This window comes from Wolbachia endosymbiont (group A) of Lasioglossum morio, assembly GCF_947250585.1.
In the GTDB taxonomy this organism is placed as follows: Bacteria; Pseudomonadota; Alphaproteobacteria; order Rickettsiales; family Anaplasmataceae; genus Wolbachia; species Wolbachia pipientis.
On the sequence record NZ_OX366327.1, the window covers coordinates 843,685 to 866,748 of the forward strand.

The 23,064-nt window shown below is 35.3% G+C and carries 20 protein-coding genes, 1 tRNA gene and 2 pseudogenes; 9 read left to right on the plus strand and 14 right to left on the minus strand.

Annotated elements, in window-relative coordinates; genetic code table 11:
• Positions 1-123: 123 nt before the first annotated feature.
• From OOK89_RS04140 to OOK89_RS04150, 3 genes are read right to left on the minus strand one after another with little or no spacing between them, the layout of a single operon-like run.
• Positions 124-933 (minus strand): metal ABC transporter permease, encoded by an 810-nt coding sequence (locus tag OOK89_RS04140; RefSeq protein ID WP_264718789.1) that lies wholly within the window; start codon positions 931-933, stop codon positions 124-126.
• A 1-nt stretch (position 934) separates the two neighbouring features.
• On the minus strand, positions 935-1,291 hold the full coding sequence (locus tag OOK89_RS04145) for an Mth938-like domain-containing protein (RefSeq protein ID WP_174516000.1): 357 nt from the start codon (positions 1,289-1,291) through the stop codon (positions 935-937).
• Between the two features lie 3 nt (positions 1,292-1,294).
• A complete protein-coding gene (locus OOK89_RS04150; protein WP_264718792.1) occupies positions 1,295-2,161 on the minus strand; it encodes a 4-(cytidine 5'-diphospho)-2-C-methyl-D-erythritol kinase in 867 nt (288 codons plus the stop codon).
• A gap of 81 nt (positions 2,162-2,242) precedes the next feature.
• Between OOK89_RS04150 and OOK89_RS04155 the strand changes: the two genes are divergently transcribed.
• Positions 2,243-5,608: a UvrD-helicase domain-containing protein gene (locus tag OOK89_RS04155; protein WP_264718793.1), complete on the plus strand. Its 3,366-nt coding sequence runs from the start codon at positions 2,243-2,245 to the stop codon at positions 5,606-5,608.
• Positions 5,609-5,773: 165 nt separating this feature from the next.
• Here OOK89_RS04155 and OOK89_RS04160 read toward each other — a convergent pair whose 3' ends face one another.
• The 5 genes from OOK89_RS04160 to OOK89_RS04180 all read right to left on the minus strand — a co-directional run bounded on the left by OOK89_RS04160 (position 5,774) and on the right by OOK89_RS04180 (position 8,059).
• Positions 5,774-6,064 (minus strand): GIY-YIG nuclease family protein, encoded by a 291-nt coding sequence (locus tag OOK89_RS04160; protein WP_264718795.1) that lies wholly within the window; start codon positions 6,062-6,064, stop codon positions 5,774-5,776.
• 269 nt (positions 6,065-6,333) lie between these two features.
• Positions 6,334-7,008 carry a RadC family protein gene (radC, locus tag OOK89_RS04165; protein ID WP_006280440.1) on the minus strand — a complete coding sequence of 225 codons (675 nt, stop codon included), beginning with the start codon at positions 7,006-7,008 and terminating at the stop codon, positions 6,334-6,336.
• Positions 6,983-7,213 carry a hypothetical protein gene (locus tag OOK89_RS04170; protein WP_041573522.1) on the minus strand — a complete coding sequence of 77 codons (231 nt, stop codon included), beginning with the start codon at positions 7,211-7,213 and terminating at the stop codon, positions 6,983-6,985. The genes radC and OOK89_RS04170 overlap by 26 nt, the downstream gene beginning before the upstream one ends.
• A 142-nt stretch (positions 7,214-7,355) precedes the next feature.
• On the minus strand, positions 7,356-7,952 hold the full coding sequence (locus OOK89_RS04175) for an RDD family protein (protein ID WP_264718797.1): 597 nt from the start codon (positions 7,950-7,952) through the stop codon (positions 7,356-7,358).
• Between the two features lie 24 nt (positions 7,953-7,976).
• Positions 7,977-8,059, minus strand: a tRNA-Leu gene (locus OOK89_RS04180).
• Between the two features lie 106 nt (positions 8,060-8,165).
• Between OOK89_RS04180 and OOK89_RS04185 the strand changes: the two genes are divergently transcribed.
• Positions 8,166-9,617 (plus strand): replicative DNA helicase, encoded by a 1,452-nt coding sequence (locus OOK89_RS04185; RefSeq protein WP_264718798.1) that lies wholly within the window; start codon positions 8,166-8,168, stop codon positions 9,615-9,617.
• 122 nt (positions 9,618-9,739) lie between these two features.
• On the plus strand, positions 9,740-10,855 hold the full coding sequence (locus OOK89_RS04190) for a hypothetical protein (RefSeq protein WP_264718799.1): 1,116 nt from the start codon (positions 9,740-9,742) through the stop codon (positions 10,853-10,855).
• 73 nt (positions 10,856-10,928) lie between these two features.
• Here OOK89_RS04190 and metG read toward each other — a convergent pair whose 3' ends face one another.
• Positions 10,929-12,566 carry a methionine--tRNA ligase gene (metG, locus tag OOK89_RS04195; protein ID WP_264718801.1) on the minus strand — a complete coding sequence of 546 codons (1,638 nt, stop codon included), beginning with the start codon at positions 12,564-12,566 and terminating at the stop codon, positions 10,929-10,931.
• 139 nt (positions 12,567-12,705) lie between these two features.
• Between metG and OOK89_RS04200 the strand changes: the two genes are divergently transcribed.
• Entirely contained in the window at positions 12,706-13,146 is a 441-nt protein-coding gene (locus tag OOK89_RS04200) for a TrbC/VirB2 family protein (protein WP_010082521.1), read from the plus strand.
• Between the two features lie 11 nt (positions 13,147-13,157).
• Here OOK89_RS04200 and ubiG read toward each other — a convergent pair whose 3' ends face one another.
• Positions 13,158-14,333, minus strand: coding sequence for a bifunctional 2-polyprenyl-6-hydroxyphenol methylase/3-demethylubiquinol 3-O-methyltransferase UbiG (ubiG, locus tag OOK89_RS04205; RefSeq protein ID WP_174515933.1), 1,176 nt, complete (start codon positions 14,331-14,333; stop codon positions 13,158-13,160).
• 195 nt (positions 14,334-14,528) lie between these two features.
• Between ubiG and OOK89_RS06445 the strand changes: the two are divergent.
• From OOK89_RS06445 to OOK89_RS04220, 4 genes and pseudogenes are all read left to right on the plus strand, one after another.
• Positions 14,529-14,618: pseudogene (locus OOK89_RS06445) on the plus strand (WPE palindromic element domain-containing protein); the annotation flags it as partial.
• Positions 14,619-15,232: 614 nt separating this feature from the next.
• Complete coding sequence (dnaG, locus tag OOK89_RS04210; RefSeq protein ID WP_264718804.1) at positions 15,233-16,981, plus strand: DNA primase; 1,749 nt, start codon at positions 15,233-15,235, stop codon at positions 16,979-16,981.
• Between the two features lie 237 nt (positions 16,982-17,218).
• Positions 17,219-18,301, plus strand: a complete 1,083-nt coding sequence (locus OOK89_RS04215; protein WP_006280480.1) for a Fic family protein — start codon at positions 17,219-17,221, stop codon at positions 18,299-18,301.
• 209 nt (positions 18,302-18,510) lie between these two features.
• Positions 18,511-19,593, plus strand: a complete 1,083-nt coding sequence (locus OOK89_RS04220; RefSeq protein ID WP_213863078.1) for an efflux RND transporter periplasmic adaptor subunit — start codon at positions 18,511-18,513, stop codon at positions 19,591-19,593.
• 57 nt (positions 19,594-19,650) lie between these two features.
• On the opposite strand, the pseudogene OOK89_RS06645 reads toward OOK89_RS04220, so the two are convergent.
• The 4 genes and pseudogenes from OOK89_RS06645 to OOK89_RS04255 form a co-directional block, all read right to left on the minus strand.
• Positions 19,651-20,737, minus strand: a pseudogene (locus OOK89_RS06645) (IS3 family transposase).
• A 79-nt stretch (positions 20,738-20,816) separates the two neighbouring features.
• Positions 20,817-21,131 carry an FtsB family cell division protein gene (locus tag OOK89_RS04245; protein ID WP_264718807.1) on the minus strand — a complete coding sequence of 105 codons (315 nt, stop codon included), beginning with the start codon at positions 21,129-21,131 and terminating at the stop codon, positions 20,817-20,819.
• 49 nt (positions 21,132-21,180) lie between these two features.
• Positions 21,181-21,309, minus strand: coding sequence for a type B 50S ribosomal protein L36 (ykgO, locus tag OOK89_RS04250; RefSeq protein WP_250296744.1), 129 nt, complete (start codon positions 21,307-21,309; stop codon positions 21,181-21,183).
• Positions 21,310-21,358: 49 nt separating this feature from the next.
• Positions 21,359-22,189, minus strand: a complete 831-nt coding sequence (locus OOK89_RS04255; RefSeq protein ID WP_006280267.1) for a pyruvate, water dikinase regulatory protein — start codon at positions 22,187-22,189, stop codon at positions 21,359-21,361.
• Positions 22,190-22,324: 135 nt separating this feature from the next.
• Between OOK89_RS04255 and ccmC the strand changes: the two genes are divergently transcribed.
• Positions 22,325-23,035, plus strand: coding sequence for a heme ABC transporter permease CcmC (gene ccmC, locus OOK89_RS04260; RefSeq protein ID WP_012673161.1), 711 nt, complete (start codon positions 22,325-22,327; stop codon positions 23,033-23,035).
• The last annotated feature ends 29 nt before the right edge of the window (positions 23,036-23,064 follow it).

Consider the following 23,064-nt stretch of genomic DNA (forward strand, 5'->3'; position numbering starts at 1 on the left):
CTCCATAAAATTAACAACTTATCATTAGCATATAAATAATAGTATAGCAAAAACTATTTTGTGCTAAGATAGTGATGTTTTATAATGAGTATATTACAAAATTATTAACATTCGAGATCAAAATTAAGCCAACCTGCTTAATACTAGCCTTATAAAATAAGCGATAATTAAATATACCGCTGCAACAAGTATAATTGCAGGTCCAGTTAACAAATCAAAACTTGCAGATAACATGAGACCTGATATCCCAGAGATCACAGAAAAAACTGTTGCAACAATAATCATCTGCATTGGAGTTTTCGAAATGAGCCTTGCAGATGCTGCTGGTATTAGCAAAAATGCAGCAATGAGTAATATTCCTATTAGTTGGGCAGCAATTGCTATAAATATAGCAAGAGTGATTAAAAATTCTAGTCTAACAAAGGTAACATTAATTTTTTCAACTACTGCTAAATCTTGATTAATTGAAATCATTAACCAATAACGCCATCTAAATATTAATATCAAAGTAACTACTGCAGAGGTTAAAAAAATCAATACTATATCACTTTGATCGAGCGTTAATATATCACCAAACAGTGAGCTAATAATACTATTATTGCCAGATGGAAGAAAAGACATAAGTATTAAACTCGATGATAAAACTACATTGGTAACAATGTTCAATATCGTATCAGCAGAATATAATCTGTTAAAATTAAGAGAAAGTAGTATAGCAAATGTAATTGCAATGAGCATTATGCTAAGCGATGGGCTAATCTTAAAGATCAAAGCAAGTGCAATACCAAGCAATGAAGAATGGGACAAACTATCACCAAGATAAGATAACCTTTGCCATATCATAAACGATCCTAAAGCGCCTGTTACTAGGCTAATTACGACTACTGCAACTAGACTGTTGATGAAAAAATCCTGGGTAAACATTTCAAACATGCTATATGGCTATTAGATAACTGACAACAAATCTATCTTCGGATATCAGAATATTATGGGTTCTGCATGCAGAACCTGTTGTCATAAATTCAAAATTTAAACCTTTTTGTTCCATAAGATAGGACTTCACTGAAGAACTTAGTATATTGCGTGTTTTACCAGTACCTATTAACAAAATTTCTATTTCCTCTGTTAAAAAAGATTCAAAATACTCCTTGCTGTTTATATCACTTTCTTTCAATTTTATCACCTTTTCAGGAAAAATTATAATTGAGCCATAATATTCTTGATTGTTTACCAAAAATTTTCCTTCCCTGTAACCATTTATAAGATTTTTATTCTCGGAAATTAAGGGCATAAGTCAAACTATTAATTGAGTGTCACATACCCACCATTCTGGTTGCTTTTTTCCGATATTAACTGCAGCAGCTTTTGCATTTTCCTCACTATCGAATATTCCAAAACATGATACACCACTGCCTGACATGCGAGAAAGTATAGAGCCTTCTTGTGACTCAAGTGTTGATATCACATCCTTAATTTCAGGTACAAAGCTTATTGCTATTTCTTGAAGATCGTTTCTCGTCTCTTTAAGAAACTTCAACAAATCCTTTTCAGCGTCATCGCTCCATTTAATTGGCTCAGAAAATTTTCCTTCATGTTTGGAAAATACCTCTGGTGTACTCAAAAACCTTTTTTTCGGTTTCACAAGCACCACATTTGTAGGTAAAGAGAATTTTTTAATGTGGCATAATTCTTCGCCAATACCTCTAACAAAAACTGGCTTGCTATCTACGCTTGCGGGAACATCAGCACCAACGTTTAAGGCTATTTCATTTAAAATCGTCCTATCAATCTCCCACAGCTTCCCTAGCGTGCGTACCACAGCTCCAGCATCTGAGGACCCACTACCAAGTCCTGCAGCAATTGGTATGTTCTTTACAACTCTGATAGAAACTCTAGTACGCACTGGAGCATGTCTAAGCAGCAGATTAACCGCTTTCATTACAGTGTTATACTGGTTATTTATTCTAGACTCGGAGTTTATAAATTCAACTGTAGAGTTATCGTATCTAGAATCCTTCTCACCTACTTTTATTTCCAAAAAATTAGAGAGATTAGCAAAGACAAATAAACCTTCAATCAAGTGATACCCTGTTTCTTTTTTGTCTACAACATGCAAAAAAAGATTGATTTTTGCAGGCGCCTTTACACAAAAACTTTTCATTATATATCTTCACTAAGATTATTTTTACATTATATGTATAATGCTATTCTAGTCAACTTTTATAAGGTTTTCGCACTTCTGATGAGATCAAATGCCATAAATCCTAATTTCTCTGTATGGGTAAATGCGTCCGCTGGTACAGGCAAAACAAAAATCTTAATAGACAGAGTATTGAGACTTTTATTAGAAAACAAAAGAAATATTCTTTGCTTAACGTTCACCAATGCTGCAGCAAACGAGATGGAGAATCGCATTCACAGCATACTCAGTAAGTGGGCAATATGTTCAGAGAGTGAATTAATAATGGATCTGGAACAACTAGACCTATTGCAAATCAGAAAAAAAGAAACCTGGATCCCAGTGTCACGCACTGGGATGACAGGGGATGGCGCAGAAATAACGGAGAATGATGCTGAGGTGATAGCACCACATAACCACGATTTAAGTGAAAATCCAGTAGTCCACCCTTCGATGTCATCCCAGCATCCCTACTTGTCATCCCAGCACCCCTACTTGTCATCCCAGTGCGTGACACTGGGATCCAGAAAAAATAAAGATTATTTAACCAAAGCAAGAAGGCTTTTCTCTGAACTGGAAAATCTTGGTCTAACTATACAAACCATACACGCTTTCTGTTACAAATTAATTTCCAACTTCCCCATAGAAGCTGGCATCGCCCCAAATTGTACGCTGAGTGAATGCAAAGAATTACATCCCATCATATTCAATAAAGTGCTTCATAACGAAACTGTGCAGGATGATATCAACCTTATTGCAACTGAAATTGATGAAAATAAACTACGCGATTTGCTTTATACTTTATGTATAAAAAGATCGATGTCAGCAAATGATTCAGAATACATCAAAGAAAAACTCAATGTTCCAGATGGAATTCATGATTTACAGAGTGAAACGACTGAGCACATAAAAAGATTAGCTGAAATGTTAAGTGAAGGCAGTAAAAGAGATCAGAGTTATAGTGCAATGCTCTCTGATTGGTGTGAAAGCACCAATAAGGAGGATATAGAAAGTCTAGCCAAGGTATTTCTAAAATCAGAATCGCACGAAAAAAAGAGCATATCATCCATTGCAACAAAAAGTATTTTGGAGAAATTCAAAGATGCAGAGCAAATAATAGAGAGCGTTCAGAATGTAGTATTTACCCATATAAGAGACATGAACTCTTATCAAATATTCAAGAGAACCAGTAGCTTACTTGGTGTATTTAAAGTATATGTTGATTTGTATAATAGTGAAAAATCAAAAAATGCACTGCTTGACTACAATGATATAATTGACTTAGCAACAAATCTTCTCAGCAATCCAAACTACAAAGATTGGATATTGTTTAACTTGGATCAAAAAATAGATCACATCCTTGTTGACGAGGCACAAGACAATAGCATCAGCCAGTGGAAAATTATAACAAATCTCTGCGATGAATTTTTTGCCGGTAATGATGAAAAGCGAACCTTATTTGTAGTTGGTGACGTAAAACAATCCATATATAGATTTCAAGGAGCAAATCCCCATCTATTCAACTATATGCAACAATACTTTCATACGAAAACTGGTGGTAGAGATTGGATATCATGCCAACTTGAAAAGTCATTTCGTTCAACTCCAGAAGTTTTGATGCTTGTAGATAGAATATTTAATAACTTCCGCACAGAAATATCTTTTAATGATAATGAAATAAAACATGTTCCACATAGAGAAAATGATCAAGGATATATTGAAATTTGGCCAGCGTTACCAAAGTGTAAAGAGGAAGAACAGCAAGCTTTACAAATTCCTCTAACATGCAAGGAAGGTTATACAATAGCAGATCGATTACTTGCTCAAACAATAGCCAACAGAATTCACAATTGGTTAAACGAAGGGCGGATTTTAGTTGCTAAAGATCGCCATATAGAACCAAGAGACATTATGGTTCTGGTACGACAACGAAACGTGTTAGTTGATTACATAATAAGCGAACTTAAAAAAGCAAACGTGCCAGTTGTAGGCCGAGATTATTTTAGAATTATGGACTATATAGCCGTGCAGGACTTAATAGCTTTGGCCGAATTTTTACTCCTCCAGGCAAATGATTTAGCTCTTGCAAATGCTTTAAAATCACCGCTATTTAATTTCACCGAGGATGATTTATTTAACATTGCATACGACCGTAAAGAGCATTCACTATGGGAAAGAATTCAGGATTATTCTGTGGTTATCTATAGTGAATTAAACTATCTCATTAACTTATCTCGCACAGAATCCCCTCTCGCATTATTCACGCATATACTGCGCACAGGTAAGAAGAAATTTGCTGCAAGGCTAGGTCTTGAGTGCTTTGAGGTTCTAGACGAATTTATGAACCTCGTGTTGCAATTTGAAAACCCATCTCTTCAAGCGTTTGTTCAATGGATCAAGGAGAATAATCCGGAGATTAAGAATGATATGCAATCAGAACGCAATGCTGTGCGAATAATGACAATTCACAAATCAAAAGGTCTGCAAGCTCCCATAGTATTTTTGGTTGATACAAACACAGTGCCAAGAAACAGTGAAAGCATTATCTTTGATGGAACGGAAGCACCATTTTGGTGTGGAAAAAACAACAATGCTTATTGTGATCAAGTAAAAAGAGAGAAAAAACTAGAGGATTATAATGAATATTTGCGTTTATTATACGTAGCACTCACACGTGCTGAAGATGAGTTATACATCTTAAGTAAAGAGCCAGTGCAAAAGGGCTCTTGGTATGATCTAATCACTAAGTATGGAGAACCATATGAAAAGAAACAAGCATACTTACAGCCAATATTTAAAGAAAAAGTTGAAGTGCTATGTGTGAACGCAAACTACCCTTACATTTATAAAAAACGTGATTACTTTGACGTTCCGATCATTTCCCTTCCGCCAGCTTTAGCCCACTCTTCGGTGTCATCCCAGCGCGTGACGCTGGAATCCAGTGAAAAAGAAGGAGCAGAATGGATCCCAGTGTCAGCTACTTGGATGACAGATGGTTATGCAAGAGGCCTGATTATTCACAGCATATTGCAGTATATGCCCAAGATAGAAAAAGAAAGGAGAAAAAATTGGGTCAGAAAATACCTTGATAACATCAGCGAAGATAAGGATGAAATTTACAGTAAAATATTAGCCTTTAATGAAAAATATGGCTATTTGTTTGACTTGGAAGGCAAATCAGAGATTACACTGAGTGGAACAATTGATGGCAAGTCAGTATTAGTACGACTAGATAGGCTATGCATAACGCAAGATAAAGCAATCATAATTGACTACAAGTCACACCGTAACGTTTCTGTTTCCTCATTAAATGAAATAAAAAAGCAAATGTTGACCTATAAAACCTTAGTACAAGAAATATATCCAAACAAGCAAGTAGAGTGCGTGGTTATTTGGGTGGAAGATTTAACCATTCAATCTGACTTTTAACGAAACTTGATTGCAAGAAATAGCTACTACGTCATACCACCGCAAACCGTCATACCGCCGCGGTATCTCAGCCACTAACAAGTAGCGGAATGACGAATTACTCAACCGTTATCCTGCTGCTCCTTTCTCGTCATCCCGCTACGTGTTAGCGGGATCTCAGCATAGCTATCTTAAAGCTAAGTAATATAAGTCAACCCAGCTAGGATTCTTTTGATTGATCAAATTAATTTTCCACTGCCTTGGCCATTCTTTCAGGCGCCTTTCTCTTGCAATAGCTAAACTTATATCTTCAAACTCTTCAAAATATACAAGTTTATTTACATTATATCTTGATGTAGAACCTGAAACAATTTTGTTTTTGTGTTCCCAAATCCTCTTGATCAAATTTGCAGTTACACCAATATATAATGTGCTATTAGCTTTATTTGTAAGTATATAGATATATGATAACTTCATCTTAATCGTTTATAGCTAAAGTAACTGAGGTTTATCAACATTATACTACACCATCATGCCACAATAAATCTTACCGTCATACCACCGCGCCGCTAACACGTAGCGGGATGACGAGTTACTATACCGCGGCGGTATCTCAGCCGCTAACAAGCAGCGGGATGACAGCAATCTACGTCATACCGCGATTCATTCACGGTATCTCTTAGCCGCTAACACGTAGCGGAATGACGATTGTCGGTAAATCTAAGTTACTGTAGCTATAAAGGCTTTCACAACAACCTATTTTCCTTGAAACTAAAATAGCTACTGAATGTAATAATAATGTGATCTATTAATTCTATTCCTATACTTTGGCAAGCTTCTGCTAGTTGTCTAGTGAGAGATATATCGCTATTTGAAGGTTGTGTATCTCTGCTTGGATGATTGTGAGATATTACAATGGATGTTGAACCAATCAAAAGTGCGCGCTTGATGATCTCTCTGACATAAAGAGGAGTTTGATCTACTGTACCAATATTTTGCAGGTCTTCCGCTATTAGACGATACTTTTTATTCATATAGATGACGCGAAAATTTTCCTTATTGAGGCTTCCTATACTTATTCTTAAATAATCAAGCAATTTTTCCCAGTTATCGATTATAGGCAGGTCTTTTATTTCTTCTCTTGCAGAACGAACAAAGGCTTGTTTTACACAAAAGATGGCAGATATCGCTGCATTGCTGACACCATCAACGTTTTGCAGCGCTTCCAGGTCAGCATTAAAAACTTTATTCAAACTGCCAAAATTTTCTATCAAACTCTTTGCTATCGGCTTTACATCAATTCTACTGTATGCTGAATATAAAATGTGCTCTAAAACCTCATAATCAAGTAATGATTGTCCATTATCTAAAATAATTTTCTCCCTTAGGCGCTTTCTATGCCCCTTTTTGTAATTTTTCATCATCAATGAATTGCTTATCTCTTGTATAATAAGAAATTAGATTTTTAAGTAAAATATTTAATAAAGCGCATGACGCACAATTGTAAGAACATTCATTTTTAAAGACAGCAAATGGTGTCATGAAAGTAGCTGAGACACTGTCCTCCTTTGTCATCCGAGTAGCTGACACTGGTTCCTTTACGACGGCAGTGCCCAGAGGTGTCATCCCAGTGCGTGCACATAGTGCAAAAAATTAAAAATAAGACGCCAATACGTAATACTGTTGTCGTTTAATCTGCACAGATTGAAGATAAATGAATACCTTCAGTATCATGATAAAGGGGCTGGCGAAGGGTGTCAAGTAGTTTTTAGCTCTGCCTTCTAAGGCTTTTACTCGTGACAACCACTGTGCCTGCGATCTTATCGTGCCAAGTTTGACAGCGTTTGTTGAAATTTGACCATAAAAAGCCCAAGAATAATGGTGCAACTGACAATATAAAGGAAAAAAATCTCTTTGTTGCTTGCCTTAAAGTCATTTTTCCGAAGGTTTGTGCATCCACAACTCTGAGCCCAAATAATAGTTTTCCAGGTGTAGCAGCAAACCTTACCCACATGTATGCTACATAGCAAAAGAGCATAATAAACTGGACTATTTGATTTAGGATTAGTAATTTTATAAGTCTACTCTGCGTTGTCTTTTCTTCCGCAGACAGTGGTGCTTGCATTGGGGATTTTGCAGCAATTTGACTTAATATTTTGCTATCCTCTGAGTTCATAAAGAGCTGATTTAAGGCTTGGCTGCAAAACTGCAAGAACAAAACGATAATAATCAAATCAAGCAATACTGATATATAGCGCCTGAGGCCCGTTACATAACATATCCCATTTTCATCTTTCTTTACCTTTTGAATAACATTTATAGAAGAAAAAATAGAAAATAAACGATCAAAAAATTTATGTAACATATATACGCTTTCCAATATTTAACGTGCCCCTGGCCGGACTTGAACCAGCATGCTTTTGCAAGCAACAGATTTTGAGTCTGCCGTGTCTACCATTCCACCACAGGGGCATTAAGTTTTAATGCTATAGGCAACACGGAATTAGTCAAATTTTATATGTCTTTCAAATCAAAACTAAATATTCTACAATAATCGATAGTTACTCTTAAATGCAGAATGAATAAATTAGCTGATCTCCTTGATTCAAGAGGTGTAGACAAAGAAATATGTAAATTACCGCATAATTTAGAAGCTGAACAGATGCTTATTGGTGCAATGATTCGTGATAATAGAATCTGTGATGCGGTTGAAGACACAATTACAGCAGAAAATTTCTATGATCCACTGCATCAAAGTATTTTTACGCAAATATCCAAAACCAGGAAACACGGTATAGTTGCCAATGAACTAAGCCTCAAAATGTTTTTTGAGAACGACCATGCGTTTACCGAATGTGGTGGGGTAGAGTACTTAGCAAAGCTTGCAGCGAAGGCAAGTATTGCACTTGATATTTATAGTTTGACTAGAATAATCCGTGATACTTACTTAAGGAGATGTTTAATCAAGCTCGGGCAAGAAATAGTTGGTGATAGCTACAACTACGATATTGAAAATCCTGCACAGGCGCAAATTGAACAAGCAATGACAAAATTGTTCAATTTGGCAGTAAAAAAACAAGGTGAGAAAACATATATAAAACTTGCAAGTTCAGTCAAAGATGTGGTTGAGAAGATCAGCGCACTGAAAAATAATCCAGAAGCGCTAGGCATTACAACCGGACTTCAAGATCTAAATCAGCTTCTTGGTGGTCTACAAAAATCTGATTTATTAATTTTAGCTGCAAGGCCTTCTATGGGTAAAACAGCATTGGCGCTAAACATCGCACTTAATGCTTGTAAGATGTTGCAAAAAAGAGCAGATAAGCAACACTATGTAGCGTTTTTCTCGCTTGAAATGTCAGCAGAGCAATTAACTGCAAGGCTGATCACTATAGATTCAGGAATTAGTTATTATAAGGCATTAACCGGGAGAATTAGTGATTTTGAATTGCATGAATTTATCAATACTAGTACAGAATTATCTGAACTGCCTTTCATCATAGATGACACCCCTGCGCTATCAATTAGTGCCCTTCGCACCAGAATACGCTTGCTGTATCAATTATATAATGTAGAAGTGGTATTCATTGATTATTTGCAGCTAATCAGAGGAACAACAAAAAGGAGTAATGAAAATAGAGTGCAAGAAATCTCGGAAGTGACGCAGGGTTTGAAAGCAATTGCAAAGGAGCTAAATATTCCCATTGTTGCACTATCTCAGCTCTCTCGTTCTGTTGAGCAGAGGGATGATAAAAAACCACAACTTTCTGATTTACGTGATTCAGGGAGCATAGAGCAAGACGCAGATATAGTAATGTTTCTCTATAGAGAAGAGTATTATGAACTAAGAAAACAGCCAAATGAAGGAAACAATAAACATCGGGAATGGCAAGAGAAAATGGAAAAAATTAGAAACATTGCAGAGCTCATTATTGCAAAGCAGAGAAATGGACCAATTGGCAGTGTGAAGCTATATTTTGACTCTAACAGAGGTGCATTTAAAGATTACACGGAAAGGCATAGTTCATAGCTTGGCAGCAATCTTCTTGTTCCCAAGTTCATTGATTATTTTTTTTATGTAAAGATAGCTTGACAATTTCTTAAAAATCCTTTTATAATGGTATTATATTTTATAATACGTGAGGAATAATCATGATAAGTAAAGACAATGTACCCTATTATATAGCTGGAACTTTGGCTACTTTCACTTTATTAGCATCTGAAGTGTTTGCTGCAGCTCCTTATATTGGTTTCTTAGCTCCAGTTGCAGCATTAAGTGTTGGCCTTCCATTTATTATTGGTGGTGCTGTATTTTCTGCTGTAGCTATTGCACTTTCGTATGCAGCAGTTAGTAAGAACAAAACTATTTCTGAGTTAAAAAATGAAATGAAAGCTCAAGAGCAAACAATTTCTGGGCAAAAAACTCAACTAGCTAAAAAAGAAGCGGAAGTAAAAGCTAAAGAGGAAGAAAATTCTAAGTTAAAAGATCAAGTACGCACTCAAAAGCAGAAAAGTTCTGAGCAAAAAACTCAACTAGCTGAAAAAAATAAAAAGATAGAAGAAGACAAATTAAAAGTGGCAATTGCTGATGGCACTGTTCAGCTTGCAAAAGGAACAGTTAATAGCGCTGTTTGGTTTGCAAAAGAAGCAGTTAATGGTGTCTTGTATTCTGGCAAATATGCTTACGATAATTATGTGCCATCAACTGAGTCTACAAAAGGAACACTTAGTGGTATTGGAGGTGGCTTGAAAAATACTTATGATGCGTCAATTGCATCTGTAAGAGGAGCACTTAACAGCGTTGGAAGCAGCTTGTACAGTAGGATTTATGGTACTAAGGTTTCTAGTCCGGAAGAGCAGTTTAAGCGTGAAGATGGATCTAAACCTAGCATGCAAGAACTAACTCGTTTGGATTATTTAAATCTTGAGGTTCTTTCCAGTGAGCAAAAGCAACGAGCTAATAGTTTGGATTATTTAAATATTGATAACGTTCCTAAGCAACCTGATCATTTAAATGTTGATGCTGCTAAAAGTTATTTAATGAGTCTTTCTGAGGATCAGGATGTATTTTATGATGCAGAATTTGGTGATGAAAAAGGTACTGAGATTTCTAGCCCAGAAAGTCAGCCAACTAAAGAAGAAAATGGTCAAGGCTGGTTTGCATGGAGCCTAGGAAAGGTTAAGTCGGCAATGACTGAAGTAGTAGTGATAGATGCTGATGTTACTAAACCATATTTTGCTAAAGTAACTAAGGCACTTGCCACCTAACTTGAATATGTAGACAGCGGTGTGCACCGTTGTTAACTAAAGATAATCCCATCCAGGAGAAATAGTTTTTACACTATTTCTCCTCTTTAGCATCAACCCTCAAAAAAACCGGCGTAGGTTTAGGCAATGTTATGCCTGAACTTACGCATGCGTTGCACAAAGATTTTAAATCTCGTTGCTCTTTCGGAATTTGCAATTGATCAAGTATCATTTCCGCTGACCTCGGGACAATTGGCTGCAATAAAGTGCCAATTATCCTGATATATTCTAGTAATTTGTAGATTACTAAATTCATGCGTTCTCTATCAGTTTTGCTTAATATCCAGGGTGCACTTTTGTCTATATAAGCATTGGCTTCAGAAGAGAGGTTGATAATTAGAAGTATAATCTGGTTAAATTCATACTTTGATAGGTGATTCATCACTTGATCGAGTATAGCTTTGCAACCTGGAAGACTTTCTTCACCTTTAAGTAGGCTTTGATCGATTGTTGGTACAATTCCAGAACATTGCTTGTGTAAAAATGAAATTGTTCTTTGCACTAAATTGCCTATGTTGTTTGCCAGTTCTGAATTTATCCGGCTGATCATATTTTTCTTACTAAAGTTGCCATCTTGGCCGAAGCTTGCTTCCCGAAGGAGAAAATAGCGTAGCTGATCAACACCAAACTCTTGAGCGAGGCCAATTGGATCTATGACATTACCAAGGGACTTGGATATTTTCTCTCCCTCGTTCAACCACCAACCATGAACTGCAATTTGTTTTGGCAGTGGCAGGTCTGCTGCAAGGAGAATCGCTGGCCAATATACAGCATGAAAGCGCAATATGTCTTTACCGATTACATGAACGTTGAAAGAGTTGTCAGCTAGGTTTGCAGCGCTTGACACTGGAATCTGCGTTTTCCCTTGGTTTGGTGTCATTCCAGTGCTTGACACTGGAATCTGTGTTTCTGGTTCTGCCCAAAACCTCTTATATTCCTCACCTTCAGTACTAGGGAAACCTATTGATGTAAGATAATTGGTTAATGCATCTATCCAGACATAGATTACGTGTTTGTCATTACCTGGTACTTTTATTCCCCAGTTAAAACTAGTGCGAGAGATTGAGAGGTCAATGAGCCCTGATCTTACAAACGATATCACTTCATTTCTTCTGCTCTCAGGAAAGATAAAACTTGGCTGATTTTTATAGAGTTCCAGTAATTTTTCTTGCCAGTTTGATAAGCGAAAAAAGTAACTCTCTTCTTTTATCCACTGGACCTCAGCACCTGTTGGTGCTTTGCCATCTATCAGCTCTGACTCCTGATAAAATGCTTCATCACGAACTGAATACCAACCCGAATAGGAATCCAAATATATTTGCCCTCTCTCTTCAAGTCTATTCCATAAAGCTATAACTGCTTTTTTGTGACGTTCCTCCGTAGTGCGAATAAAATCGTCATACTCAAAATTCATGAACTTAGCCAATTCTTTAAATGAAACGCTCACTTCATCTGTAAATTCTTTTGGCTGCATTTCCTTTGCTTTAGCTGCTTTTTCTATTTTTTGTCCATGTTCATCTGTACCAGTGGTAAATTTGACATTTTTCCCAGCTAGTTTCATGAACCTTGCCACCACGTCACACAAGAGAGAAGTGTATGCATGACCAATATGTGGCTTATCGTTTACGTAATATACTGGCGTGGTGATGTAAAAGTTCTCGAATTGTTCCATGGTTTAGCATTTTGATAAAAATCAACTGAGTTAATTATAGTATTAAAAAGGCAGTAATAAATAAATATTGATTGGGTTAAGCATAATTTTTGAAAAAAGCTATTTACTGAAATTTTATTAAAATAAGAAACAATCAGGCATGATTATTGAAAGAACAATGAGAAATTTTCTTGTAATTCTATTTATAGTTTTCTATGCATTTGATGCACACGCTGATGGAGCAACAGATGTAATGTGTAATGTAATAGGTTACGTTCATGGAATAGGTGGACCAATGATTACAGTGGTAATAATTGGTTCAAGCTTACTTGCAATATTTGGCAGAATGCCTTGGCCTGCACTTTTCGCACTGGGTATGTTTGTTGCTGTGTTTTTTGGTGCTCCTCAAATTGTAACAAAGGTAACAGAAAAAGAAGTTTGTTGTCTTTTTAAAGGTCAAACCTTGGAGAATGGAAAGTGTGTTGCTGCTCCTGGATATGAACGTGTAGGTACAGGTTATGCTTGTCGTTCCGGTTGGGCGCTAACTAATAAAGGCTACTGTATAAAAGCTGGCCAAGATCCTTCAAAGTATTGGAAGTGAAAATGGTGCTTTTATAGAGTTAAATCTAACAAACCACAAAGTATATAATTAACATCTACTCCTTTAGTTAGATTCCACTCACGCTTTATTACGTTGTACTCCATACCAGCCATGTTTTGCAGCGTTACATTATTTTCTCTTAAGTGATTTGCAATTTCTGACGGCTTGAGAAATTTATTCCAGTTATGTGTACCTTTTGGCAGCCAATTTAATATGTACTCTGCACCAATTATTGCAAGGCAGAAGGATTTGATAGTTCTATTTATTGTGGATATAAATATCAGCCCATTCGGTTTTAGCAGTTCTATCGCTTTTTTCATGAAAAGCTCTAAATTATCCACATGTTCAACTACTTCCATCAACAGAACCACGTCGTACTTCTTGTCATTGCTTAGCTCTTCAATGCTGGTGTGTATATATTCTATATTTAACCCTACTTTTTTTGCATGTGAATGCGCTACTTTTATGTTTTCTTCACATACATCTATTCCCACAACGTTAATGCCAACGCGTGCCATTGACTCTGACAAAATGCCACCACCGCATCCAACATCAAGCAATGATAATTCTTTCAAATTGCATTTTTTTAACTCTTTTATTTTCTCAATAATGTAAGATACTCTAACAGGATTCATTATGTGCAATGGTTTGAATTTGCCGTTCTCATCCCACCACTGGCCTGCCATTTTAGCGAATTTTGATATTTCATCTTCGTTATAAGTTTTTGTTTTTTTTTTCTTAGAGGTTATATTGCTGAGTTTATCAAGGCGTTTTTTATGTCTGCTTTCTTTTGAAAATTCTGTTTCGAGGAATTGTTTGACTATGTCTTTTGCTAATCCACTCGCAGTAAACCCTGCACCAAGACACAGTACATTTGCGTTGCCATGCTCGCGAGCTAATTTTGCGATCTCAACACTGTTACATAAAGCAGCGTAGATTCCTTCAAAACGATTTGCCACAGTACTCATGCCCAAACCTGTACCACAAATTAATATCCCATAATTTGCTTTTTTGCTTGTTATATCTTCTACAACTTTAACAGCATAGTTTGGGTAATCTACACACTTTTGCTTAGCAGTGCAGCCTTGATCTACTACTCTGTAACCTAGGGCTTCCAGGTAAGGTTTTATTTCTGATTTTAATTCATAACCAGCATGATCTGAGGCAATTGATACTATACCTAACATATAAGAAATAAGGACATTTTATATGGGTTTGAACTTTCTGTCAAGTCATTCAATGCTTCTGACCTTTTGGGAGTTCTAAAGCTATAGCTAAGGTTTTCCTACGTCATACCGCAATTCATTCCACAACTGTACGAACATTGTGATTTGAGAATAATCTCCGCCAGGAAGGGTGTCATCCCAGTGCTTTGGCACTGAGATCCAGAAAACTTAATTTTAAATAAGTACACCAGATAGCTGTATAATAAGAACTGGATTCCAGTGTCAAGCACTGGAATGACACCTTCTGTATAAATATTAAGAAATTTACCAAACGAAAAAAAGGCAAAAGAAGCCCCGTGGTTGGCTAATTACTTACATTATACTTTCAAGTATGGCGTTTTTTTATTCTAAACACTTAATAACCGCGATTTAGCTGCTTTTAAGCCGCAACTAATCTAAATTATAAACGTTAAGAAATTTACTAAACAGAAAAAAAGGCAAAAGAAACCCTAGGGTAGCTAGTTATTCACTATCCATTTTTTAAGTTGGCGTTTTTTAATGTTTTAAATGCTTTATAAGCGTATTTCAGCTTGTGTAGGTCAAAACCCGGAAATTTGATAAAGACATAAGGTGCACATAGTGCAAAAAATTAAACATGAGACGCCAGATACGTTGAGTTTTTTTGTCATTTAATCTGTACAGAGAAGATAAATAAATAGCTTCAGTTTCATGATAAGGGCGCTGGCGAGGTTTGTCAAGGAAGTTTTTTGTTTCTGTGGGCTACCTGGATGACAGGATTGCTCTTGAATTTGTATAGCTACATTGTCGGTAAATCTAAATTGCTTTAGTTATAGAAATAAATTTCGAGTCAGATGTGTATAAATTCTATATAATTTTTATCCTACTACTAATTTAACAAGATGGATCATATAGATATTATAAAATCAAAATTATTATTATCCGACATAGTAGGTAAAAAAGTCAGATTAATAAAAAGAGGAGATAGTTTTGTTGGGCTCTGTCCATTTCATAACGAAAAAACCCCATCTTTTTCGGTGAGCAATACTAAGGGGTTATATTACTGTTTTGGTTGCTTGGCTAGTGGTGATGCATTTGAATTTATTTCACAAACTGAAGGATTAAGCTTTAAAGAAGCATTGGAAAAATTAGCATCGGTTACAGGTGTTGAACTGCCCAAAAATCTTAGTATTACAAAAGAGGACAATAAACTATTTTTAGCGCTTGATTTAGCTGCAAATTGGTTTGCACAAAAAAATCAAGGTGTTGTAGATTATTTAAAGCAGCGTAAGATTTCACCTAAAATCATAGATAAATTTAAGATAGGTTATGCACCAAGCTCTGGTTTGAAAGAGTATTTAAACTCTTCAGGTATTGAAGACAGAATTTTGATTGATATTGGATTAGTAAACAAAAATTTTCGTGATTATTTTTATGACCGGCTGATATTTCCTATACAGAGCATTGCAGGGAGAGTTATTGGTTTTGGCGGACGTGTGCTAAGTTCTGAGCAACAGCCGAAATATTTAAACAGTCCAGAGAGTCAGCTCTTTAAGAAGAGGGAGAATTTATACGGATTAAACTTTGCTTTAAGCGAAATACGTAAAAAACAGCACATACTCGTTGTTGAAGGATATATGGACACTATAGCGCTACATCAAGCGGGAATTAGTAATGCAGTTGCTCCGCTTGGTACCGCAATTTCTGCAGAACAGATAAAAAATCTATGGAGATTTGCTAAAGAAATCTCCATCTGTATGGATGGCGATAGTGCTGGACGTCATGCTGCTACTCGAGTTGCAGAACTTGCTCTGCCAATATTAGAGCCTGGATACACGTTAAAGTTTGTGACTTTGCCAAGTAATAAAGATCCATACGATATATGTAACGAACTGGCATACAAGAAAGAAGACGTGTTGACTGCTCTTGACCATTCAACAAAACTGCATTCTGAATATTTATGGCATCACATAATCGATAGCAATTTGCAAAATTATGAAAAACTTGCTCCGGAAAAATATTCAATTCTTGAGCACAAGTTCATGGAATATGTAAATACTATTAGCAACAGCAGTATTAGAAGGTATTACAGAGATTATTTTTACAATAAGGCTAGTGAACTAAGAAGTAGCTTCAAAAAACAGATTTTTAATAGTAAAACTGGAGCAACAAAAGGTGAGTATCTTCATAACAAATCTCCAGAGCTAATTGAAGCAGAGCAAAATCAGGCCGTAATTTTGCGTATAGCCGTAGAATTTCCTGAAATCTTGAACCGTCCTATATTTTTTGAGCAATTTTCTCATTTTGAATTTACTAATGAGATGAAAAGATTACAACAGCGTGTAATTGATGTAATAAGTAACAAAAGCAAACTCGATAAAGAGGCTTTGTTACAAGAATTGAAACAGTTTAACGTTATAAAGTATGTATTTGAAAAAACTAGTGTACTAAATAGCCAACTGAACGAGAGAAAATCTGCAGAAATTGTGTGGAATAATATAGTGTTACTAAAAGAATTAAATGCATTACGAAAAGAAAGAACCGAAGCGAGGCTGAGCGGTAATCTTGACTTAGAAGAAAGGTTAATAGAACAAATAGAGCAAATAGAAAGTAGTATACAAGAAATGCAAATGGAGTTTATTGAAAAGTAGATATCGCCTCGTTAGTCAACAAGAAAATTACAAAATAAGACAATATTTTACATAAGATTGAAATTTTTAACTAATTAAGCCTTCCTCTAACAGCTTTGCCCTGTAGTTTTTGATATGGTTAGGATCACTTGAAAATGTATAATTTTTGTAGTTAGCTCTGCTGTGCATATAAAGTTTACTATTGACTTTTATCACATTATCTCACATTATCTCACATAATATGCATGTGAGAAGAATATGAACTGGAAGAATTTTCGTCTTAGTACGCGTCTCAACCTAGAAGGGCCTGTAATTGAGCAAGTGTACGAGTTAATTACTGCAGTTGATAGTGTTAAAAATAGCTGGCAGATAACGAAAAAACTACTACCACAAACAATTGAAAGATTAACTCATTCAGTTATTGTTACATCTTCTGGCGCTTCTAACCGTATTGAAGGAAATCGTCTAACCGATAAAGAAGTTGAGGATCTATATAAAAACCTACGTGTCAAAAAATTTAAAAATAGAGATGAGCAAGAAATTGCTGGCTACTTAGAAATGCTTACACTAATATTTCATGATTATACGGATATTCCAATTAGTGAGTCATCAATATTGCACATTAACAACCAGATGCTACTTTATAGTGAAAAAGATTTGTATCATAGAGGAAAATACAAAGCAAGTTCTAATAGAGTTGAGGCAAAAGATCAGAATGGAAAAGTTGTTGGTATAATTTTTGATCCCACACCACCTTACCTTGTTAGAAAGGAAGTACAAGAGCTTATTGATTGGTATCACTGGTCCTTAAATAATAAATTTAAGCATCCTCTTATTATTGTTGCTAACTTTGTTTTTGAGTATCTGGCAATACACCCTTTTCAAGATGGAAATGGCAGAACTAGTAGATTGATGACTAATTTAATGCTGTTGCAGCAGGGTTATGATTTTGTATCTATTGTATCACATGAAAAGATAATTGAAACTAACAAACTTGATTACTACTTAGCGCTTAATAAAACACAAAGTAGCTGGAAAAGTGGCAAAGAAGATATTTCCCCGTGGTTAATATTTTTTCTTAATGTACTCAAAACGCAAGCAAATGAGGCGCATTATATTCTTGAGAGGGAGAATACTGAATATTTATTATCAAGAAAACAATTGTTCTTCTGGGAATGGGCACTTAGCCTTGCAGATAAAGAATTTAGTAGAAAAGATGCTATAGAAGCTCTAGGATTTCCTCCAAGAACAGTAGAGGCAATTACAAAGAAACTGCTAGGGATGAAATACTTACAGCGTCTTGGAGAAGGCAAAGCCACTAGATATAAAGTTATTATTTAAAAGTTTTAGTATGTTTTTCAAGATTTTTTTAAATCCAGTCTTATGCACAACTTTGTTTGCAATTTTACATTTTTATTCGATTAAAAATTGCATTTTAGCAATAAAAAACTTACTTATTGTAGGAAAATCTTGTGTTTGTTCTCATATAAAACTATTTATGGAGTGACAATGGTACATGTATTATACTTACATTTCTGATTCGAAAATTTATGCAGTTGTTTCTAACAAGATTGGTCAACAAATTCTATTGTTTAAAGGTGAGAAACAAAGTAATCATCATTTCCAGTATTGCTTTTATTCTACTGTTTTTTATCAGCAGTGCATTTTTAAAAAAAGATCAGGCGGTTCATAGCGATAATGCAACTAGTAGCTTTTCAGTAAAAACTCAAGAATGTGCGCCGCAAAACCGCACTATATATTTAAATTTTTCTGGTACAGTAAATCCCTTACATAGAGCTAGCCTTGTCTCAAAAATAAGTGGTAAGATTATTGCTATTTATTTACCTGATGGTGAAAAGGTAAAAAGAGATGATGTAGTGTTAAAGATAGAAGATTATGACAGGATTGAGCAAGCTCAGAAAGCCAAAGCTTTATTAAAGCAGCGTGAAATTGAGTATGATTCCTCTCACAAACTGAATAAAAAAGGCTATGGGGCACAAATACAAGTAGAAGCAGCTTTTACTGCGTTACAAAGTGCAAAAGCTGACCTAAAAAGGCTAGAATTGGATTTAGAAAATACTGCAGTCACATCTCCTATAGATGGTTATATTGATAAAATCAATGCAAACGAAGGGGATTTTGTTAATGCTGGGCAAAAAATAGCTGACGTGGTTAATTTCGATCAAATTCTTGTAGTGTTATACGTTTCGGAAAATGAAGTAAATAAAATAGAGCTAGGCAGCACAGCTCAAATTAATTTGCTGGACGGAAAAGAATTGGCAGGTGAAGTAAGTTTTATTAGTAAAATTGCTGAGCCTAAAACTGGGTCTTATAGGGTAGAAGTAAAGGTAACTAATAATAAAATGATATCCTTGCAGGGACTAACTGCCAACGTAAGGCTACCTTCAGGCGAAAGATTTGCATATAAAGTTCCTTCTTCAGCCCTGAGCTTAAGTGACGAGGGTGCTCTTGGAATAAAGATTGTTGATGACAATAATTATGTAGTATTTGCACCAATAGAAATTGTTGATCATGAGAGCGATGGGGTTTGGATAGTAGCAAATAACGAAGATAAACCCATAAAGTTAATAGTATTGGGCCACCTATTTGTTAAGCCTGGTGATAAGGTTTAAGACATAAGATCCTTTGACCTTACCCAGAAAAAGTGGAGAGAAAGTTTGGAATGTTTTTTACAAAAAGAATGATGCATCAAATTGTTCTGGAATGCAATAGTTAATAGTGACGTTGTTTGTTATAAAAAATTTCTATGTATTCAAATATTGCAGTTCTAGTTTGTTGAGCAGAGTGTTGTGAAGTATCAATAAGTATTTCTCTTTTCAATGAGCTAAAGAAGCTTTCTGCAACAGAATTGTCGTAACAACAGCCTTTATTACTCATCTATATTCTTTACAGCTAAGAGATATTGATACCCTTGCGCAGTATATTGTGAACCTTGGTCACTGTGCAGCAGTAGATTTTTAACAGGTTTACGCCTATTAATGGCCATTAATAAAGAGTTCATAACCAATTGTTTATTTATTGCACTACTCATTAACTACCATACGTGAGAATTATTGCTGCCAAATATAGCCATCCCTCCTTGGTTTTGATGTAAGTAATCCCATACTTTATTTGGTTGATCAACAATAAAGTTTTGATCTAGTATATTGGGAGCTACAGCTCTATTATCTGTTTGTTGTTTTTTAATTTTAAACTTTCTTCTCAGTATAGCCCTGATGTCATTTTTCTGCATAATACTTTGCACCGTTTTCAAATTGCAACTTTTACCCAAAGCCTTCAATTCAGCATGAATTTTAGGAGCTCCATATCTACATTTAGAAACTTGATATATTTTTTGAATAGCTTCGAGTAGCTCTTTATTCGCTGATTCTCTACTGCTTATTTTTCTTGTGGTCCACTTATAGTAGCCACTAGCAGAAAATCCTACATAATTCCTGTACTTTATAGCAGTTACTATATAAAAAAATATTTTACTCTTTTTGACTGGCCAGGGCTTTTTTTTAAATGTCTCTTTCCCTTGTTACTCTTGCTTTGTAAATCAAACCTCTCTTTGTCGTAAGGAGCCATGTTACCTCTACCTGGAAATGCATTTGCCGCTGACTTTTTTTCGTTATATTTCTTCATCCATCTTCCTAATACACTATCCCTTATTCCTAGATCTCTTGCTACTTTTGCAACTGGTTGACCTACCTTTCTTTGTTCATTTGCCAGTTTAACAGCTTCCAATTTGAATTCTGCCGTATATTCTCTTACCATTTCTAATCCTCCAAAATTTTATTTTACCCGAAAAAACTCTTTTCTTTCTCTCCACTTTTTCTGGGTAAGGTCACTACTGCTATTCCACGTCAAGAACAACCATAAGTTCATTAGGGTTCACATAACCTAAAGCATTTTTTGCTTGCTCATCAAGCAGATCTAAATCTAAGCTTTTTTCATATAAGCCAAATACTTTGTTGTCCAACTTTTCCTTTGCAGAAGAGACATCCTTTAGCAAAAGTTCATTGTACTCGATTTCTTTTTTTAAATCGATTAACGTCAATAAGCCACGTTTACCTGTAATTGTGCTAATGCTGAAATATAATGTAAGAGAAGAAATGAGTAAGGCTGCGCTTAAACACAGTAACTTTTGCTTCTTTTTAGATATAAGCACCGTACTTTCACATACAAGAAATATATAACATGAAAAGGTGAGCAGAAAGCTAAGAACCTTGACGCGCTTTACACCTTGGCTTTACCTTATTTATAATGTAAATCTTACCACCCCTTTTCACAACTTTACAATTTTTATCTCTGTTACGATGAGATTTTAGCGAACTTTTGACTTTCATATCTATAGTAAGAATTAAATTACCTTACATTATAATCACTTATCAAGAGTTAGTCAATTGATAACATTTTATTAAAATATTGTATAATTGTTGCTGATACTTCTTCAATTGACTTTTGCGTAACATCGATAATTGGCCAGTTATTCTGTTTAAAGAGCTCCTCTGCTTCTTTAATTTCCTTTTCTACTTTCTCAGGGTTAGCATATATATTATTATCTTCGTTGTTAATTGAAGTAAGTCTATTTTTGCGTATTTCTATTAGCCTACTTACGTCTATTGTTACCCCTATTGTCAGTTTATTTTTTAATTTTGCCAAGTCGACATAAAAGGGTACCCCACTAACAAAAGGAATATTTGCAACCTTATAGCCTCGGTAAGCTAAATACGTACTGGTGGGAGATTTTGATGTACGTGAAACTCCAACCAAAATTATATCTGCTTTATCAATATCTTGAATATTTTGTCCATCATCATGATTAATAGTGTAGTTTATTGCCTCAATGCGCTGAAAATATTCGTTATTTATCTCAGTATGCAAGTCAAGCTTTTCGTCTTTTTCAATTTCAAGATAAGACGAAATTTCTCTAATAATATGTGATAATATTGCTCTATAGGGAATTTTCAACTTTATACAGTTATCTTTTAGATATTTTCTTAGCTCATCATCAGTAATAGTGCATATAACAAAATTATGCTCATCACTTTTCCTATTAATTTCCTCCAGAATTTTGTCAATCTGCTCTTCTCCTTTTACAAAAGACCAAACATATTCGATCGTTTCTACAGAACGAAAGTGTTTCAGAGCTGATTTTGCAACTGATATAACAGTTTCACCACTTGAATCTGATACTAAGTGTAGATTAAGCTTTTTAAGGGTCATATACTAAAAATAATAGCTAGCAATCTGCTACTGAAATTATGCTAATTTGTTGACCTACGTAAATATAGAAAAACTATCCTGTTGATAAAACTCAAACTAATTGGTAAATTCTTAACACAATTATTCTCAAAATGAATGTTTTTATTAAAGCCTACAAATTTCTCTTATTTTTCTAAGAAAGCTCTACCTTGGCTTGGGGTGATTTGTTTCGCATGTTTTTTAATTGGAATGTCTTTGGCGTTATTCTTCTCCCCAGAAGATTATAAACAAGGAGAAATTGTACGAATTATGTATCTTCATGTGCCTTCTGCATGGCTTGCTCTTGGAATATATGGATTAATTGCATCACTCAGTTTCATTTCATTGGTGTGGAACAATAGCATTGCTAGTGTCTTGGCACATGCTGCTGCTCCTGCAGGGACAGTCTTTTCGGCAATATGTTTAATCACAGGCAGCATCTGGGGAAAAGGAACCTGGGGCACTTGGTGGGTATGGGATGCAAGGCTTACTTCAATGCTGATTTTATTTTTTCTATATGTTGGCTACCTTTCATTGTGGAGCGCTTTTGATAATGAAGCGAGGGCAGAAAAATCAGCAGCAGTATTTGCCATTTTTAGTGCTATAAATATTCCCATAGTAAAATTTTCTGTGAATTTATGGTCTACTCTTCATCAGCCTGCAAGCATTTTGAGAAGAGGTGGAGTAGCAATAGAAGGTTCTTTGCTGTTGCCACTCATTGTAATGTTTATGTTTTGTGCCACATTTTTTTTAGTAGTGTGGATACTGTATTCGCTTTACTTAATTAATTTATATAAGATAAAGAGAGAAATTAGTGTGCGGTATTAGATAGTCTTGCAATTCTATAGCTAAAGTGG

What these genes read in the sequence shown, in the direction of transcription:
- OOK89_RS04140 (WP_264718789.1), bottom strand. Translation starts at nt 933, where the DNA reads ATGTTTGAAATGTTTACCCAGGATTTTTTCATCAACAGTCTAGTTGCA.
- OOK89_RS04145 (WP_174516000.1), bottom strand. Translation starts at nt 1,291, where the DNA reads ATGCCCTTAATTTCCGAGAATAAAAATCTTATAAATGGTTACAGGGAA.
- OOK89_RS04150 (WP_264718792.1), bottom strand. Translation starts at nt 2,161, where the DNA reads ATGAAAAGTTTTTGTGTAAAGGCGCCTGCAAAAATCAATCTTTTTTTG.
- OOK89_RS04155 (WP_264718793.1), top strand. Translation starts at nt 2,243, where the DNA reads ATGAGATCAAATGCCATAAATCCTAATTTCTCTGTATGGGTAAATGCG.
- OOK89_RS04160 (WP_264718795.1), bottom strand. Translation starts at nt 6,064, where the DNA reads ATGAAGTTATCATATATCTATATACTTACAAATAAAGCTAATAGCACA.
- radC (WP_006280440.1), bottom strand. Translation starts at nt 7,008, where the DNA reads ATGAAAAATTACAAAAAGGGGCATAGAAAGCGCCTAAGGGAGAAAATT.
- OOK89_RS04170 (WP_041573522.1), bottom strand. Translation starts at nt 7,213, where the DNA reads ATGACACCTCTGGGCACTGCCGTCGTAAAGGAACCAGTGTCAGCTACT.
- OOK89_RS04175 (WP_264718797.1), bottom strand. Translation starts at nt 7,952, where the DNA reads ATGTTACATAAATTTTTTGATCGTTTATTTTCTATTTTTTCTTCTATA.
- OOK89_RS04185 (WP_264718798.1), top strand. Translation starts at nt 8,166, where the DNA reads ATGAATAAATTAGCTGATCTCCTTGATTCAAGAGGTGTAGACAAAGAA.
- OOK89_RS04190 (WP_264718799.1), top strand. Translation starts at nt 9,740, where the DNA reads ATGATAAGTAAAGACAATGTACCCTATTATATAGCTGGAACTTTGGCT.
- metG (WP_264718801.1), bottom strand. Translation starts at nt 12,566, where the DNA reads ATGGAACAATTCGAGAACTTTTACATCACCACGCCAGTATATTACGTA.
- OOK89_RS04200 (WP_010082521.1), top strand. Translation starts at nt 12,706, where the DNA reads ATGATTATTGAAAGAACAATGAGAAATTTTCTTGTAATTCTATTTATA.
- ubiG (WP_174515933.1), bottom strand. Translation starts at nt 14,333, where the DNA reads ATGTTAGGTATAGTATCAATTGCCTCAGATCATGCTGGTTATGAATTA.
- dnaG (WP_264718804.1), top strand. Translation starts at nt 15,233, where the DNA reads ATGGATCATATAGATATTATAAAATCAAAATTATTATTATCCGACATA.
- OOK89_RS04215 (WP_006280480.1), top strand. Translation starts at nt 17,219, where the DNA reads ATGAACTGGAAGAATTTTCGTCTTAGTACGCGTCTCAACCTAGAAGGG.
- OOK89_RS04220 (WP_213863078.1), top strand. Translation starts at nt 18,511, where the DNA reads ATGCAGTTGTTTCTAACAAGATTGGTCAACAAATTCTATTGTTTAAAG.
- ykgO (WP_250296744.1), bottom strand. Translation starts at nt 21,309, where the DNA reads ATGAAAGTCAAAAGTTCGCTAAAATCTCATCGTAACAGAGATAAAAAT.
- OOK89_RS04255 (WP_006280267.1), bottom strand. Translation starts at nt 22,189, where the DNA reads ATGACCCTTAAAAAGCTTAATCTACACTTAGTATCAGATTCAAGTGGT.
- ccmC (WP_012673161.1), top strand. Translation starts at nt 22,325, where the DNA reads ATGTTTTTATTAAAGCCTACAAATTTCTCTTATTTTTCTAAGAAAGCT.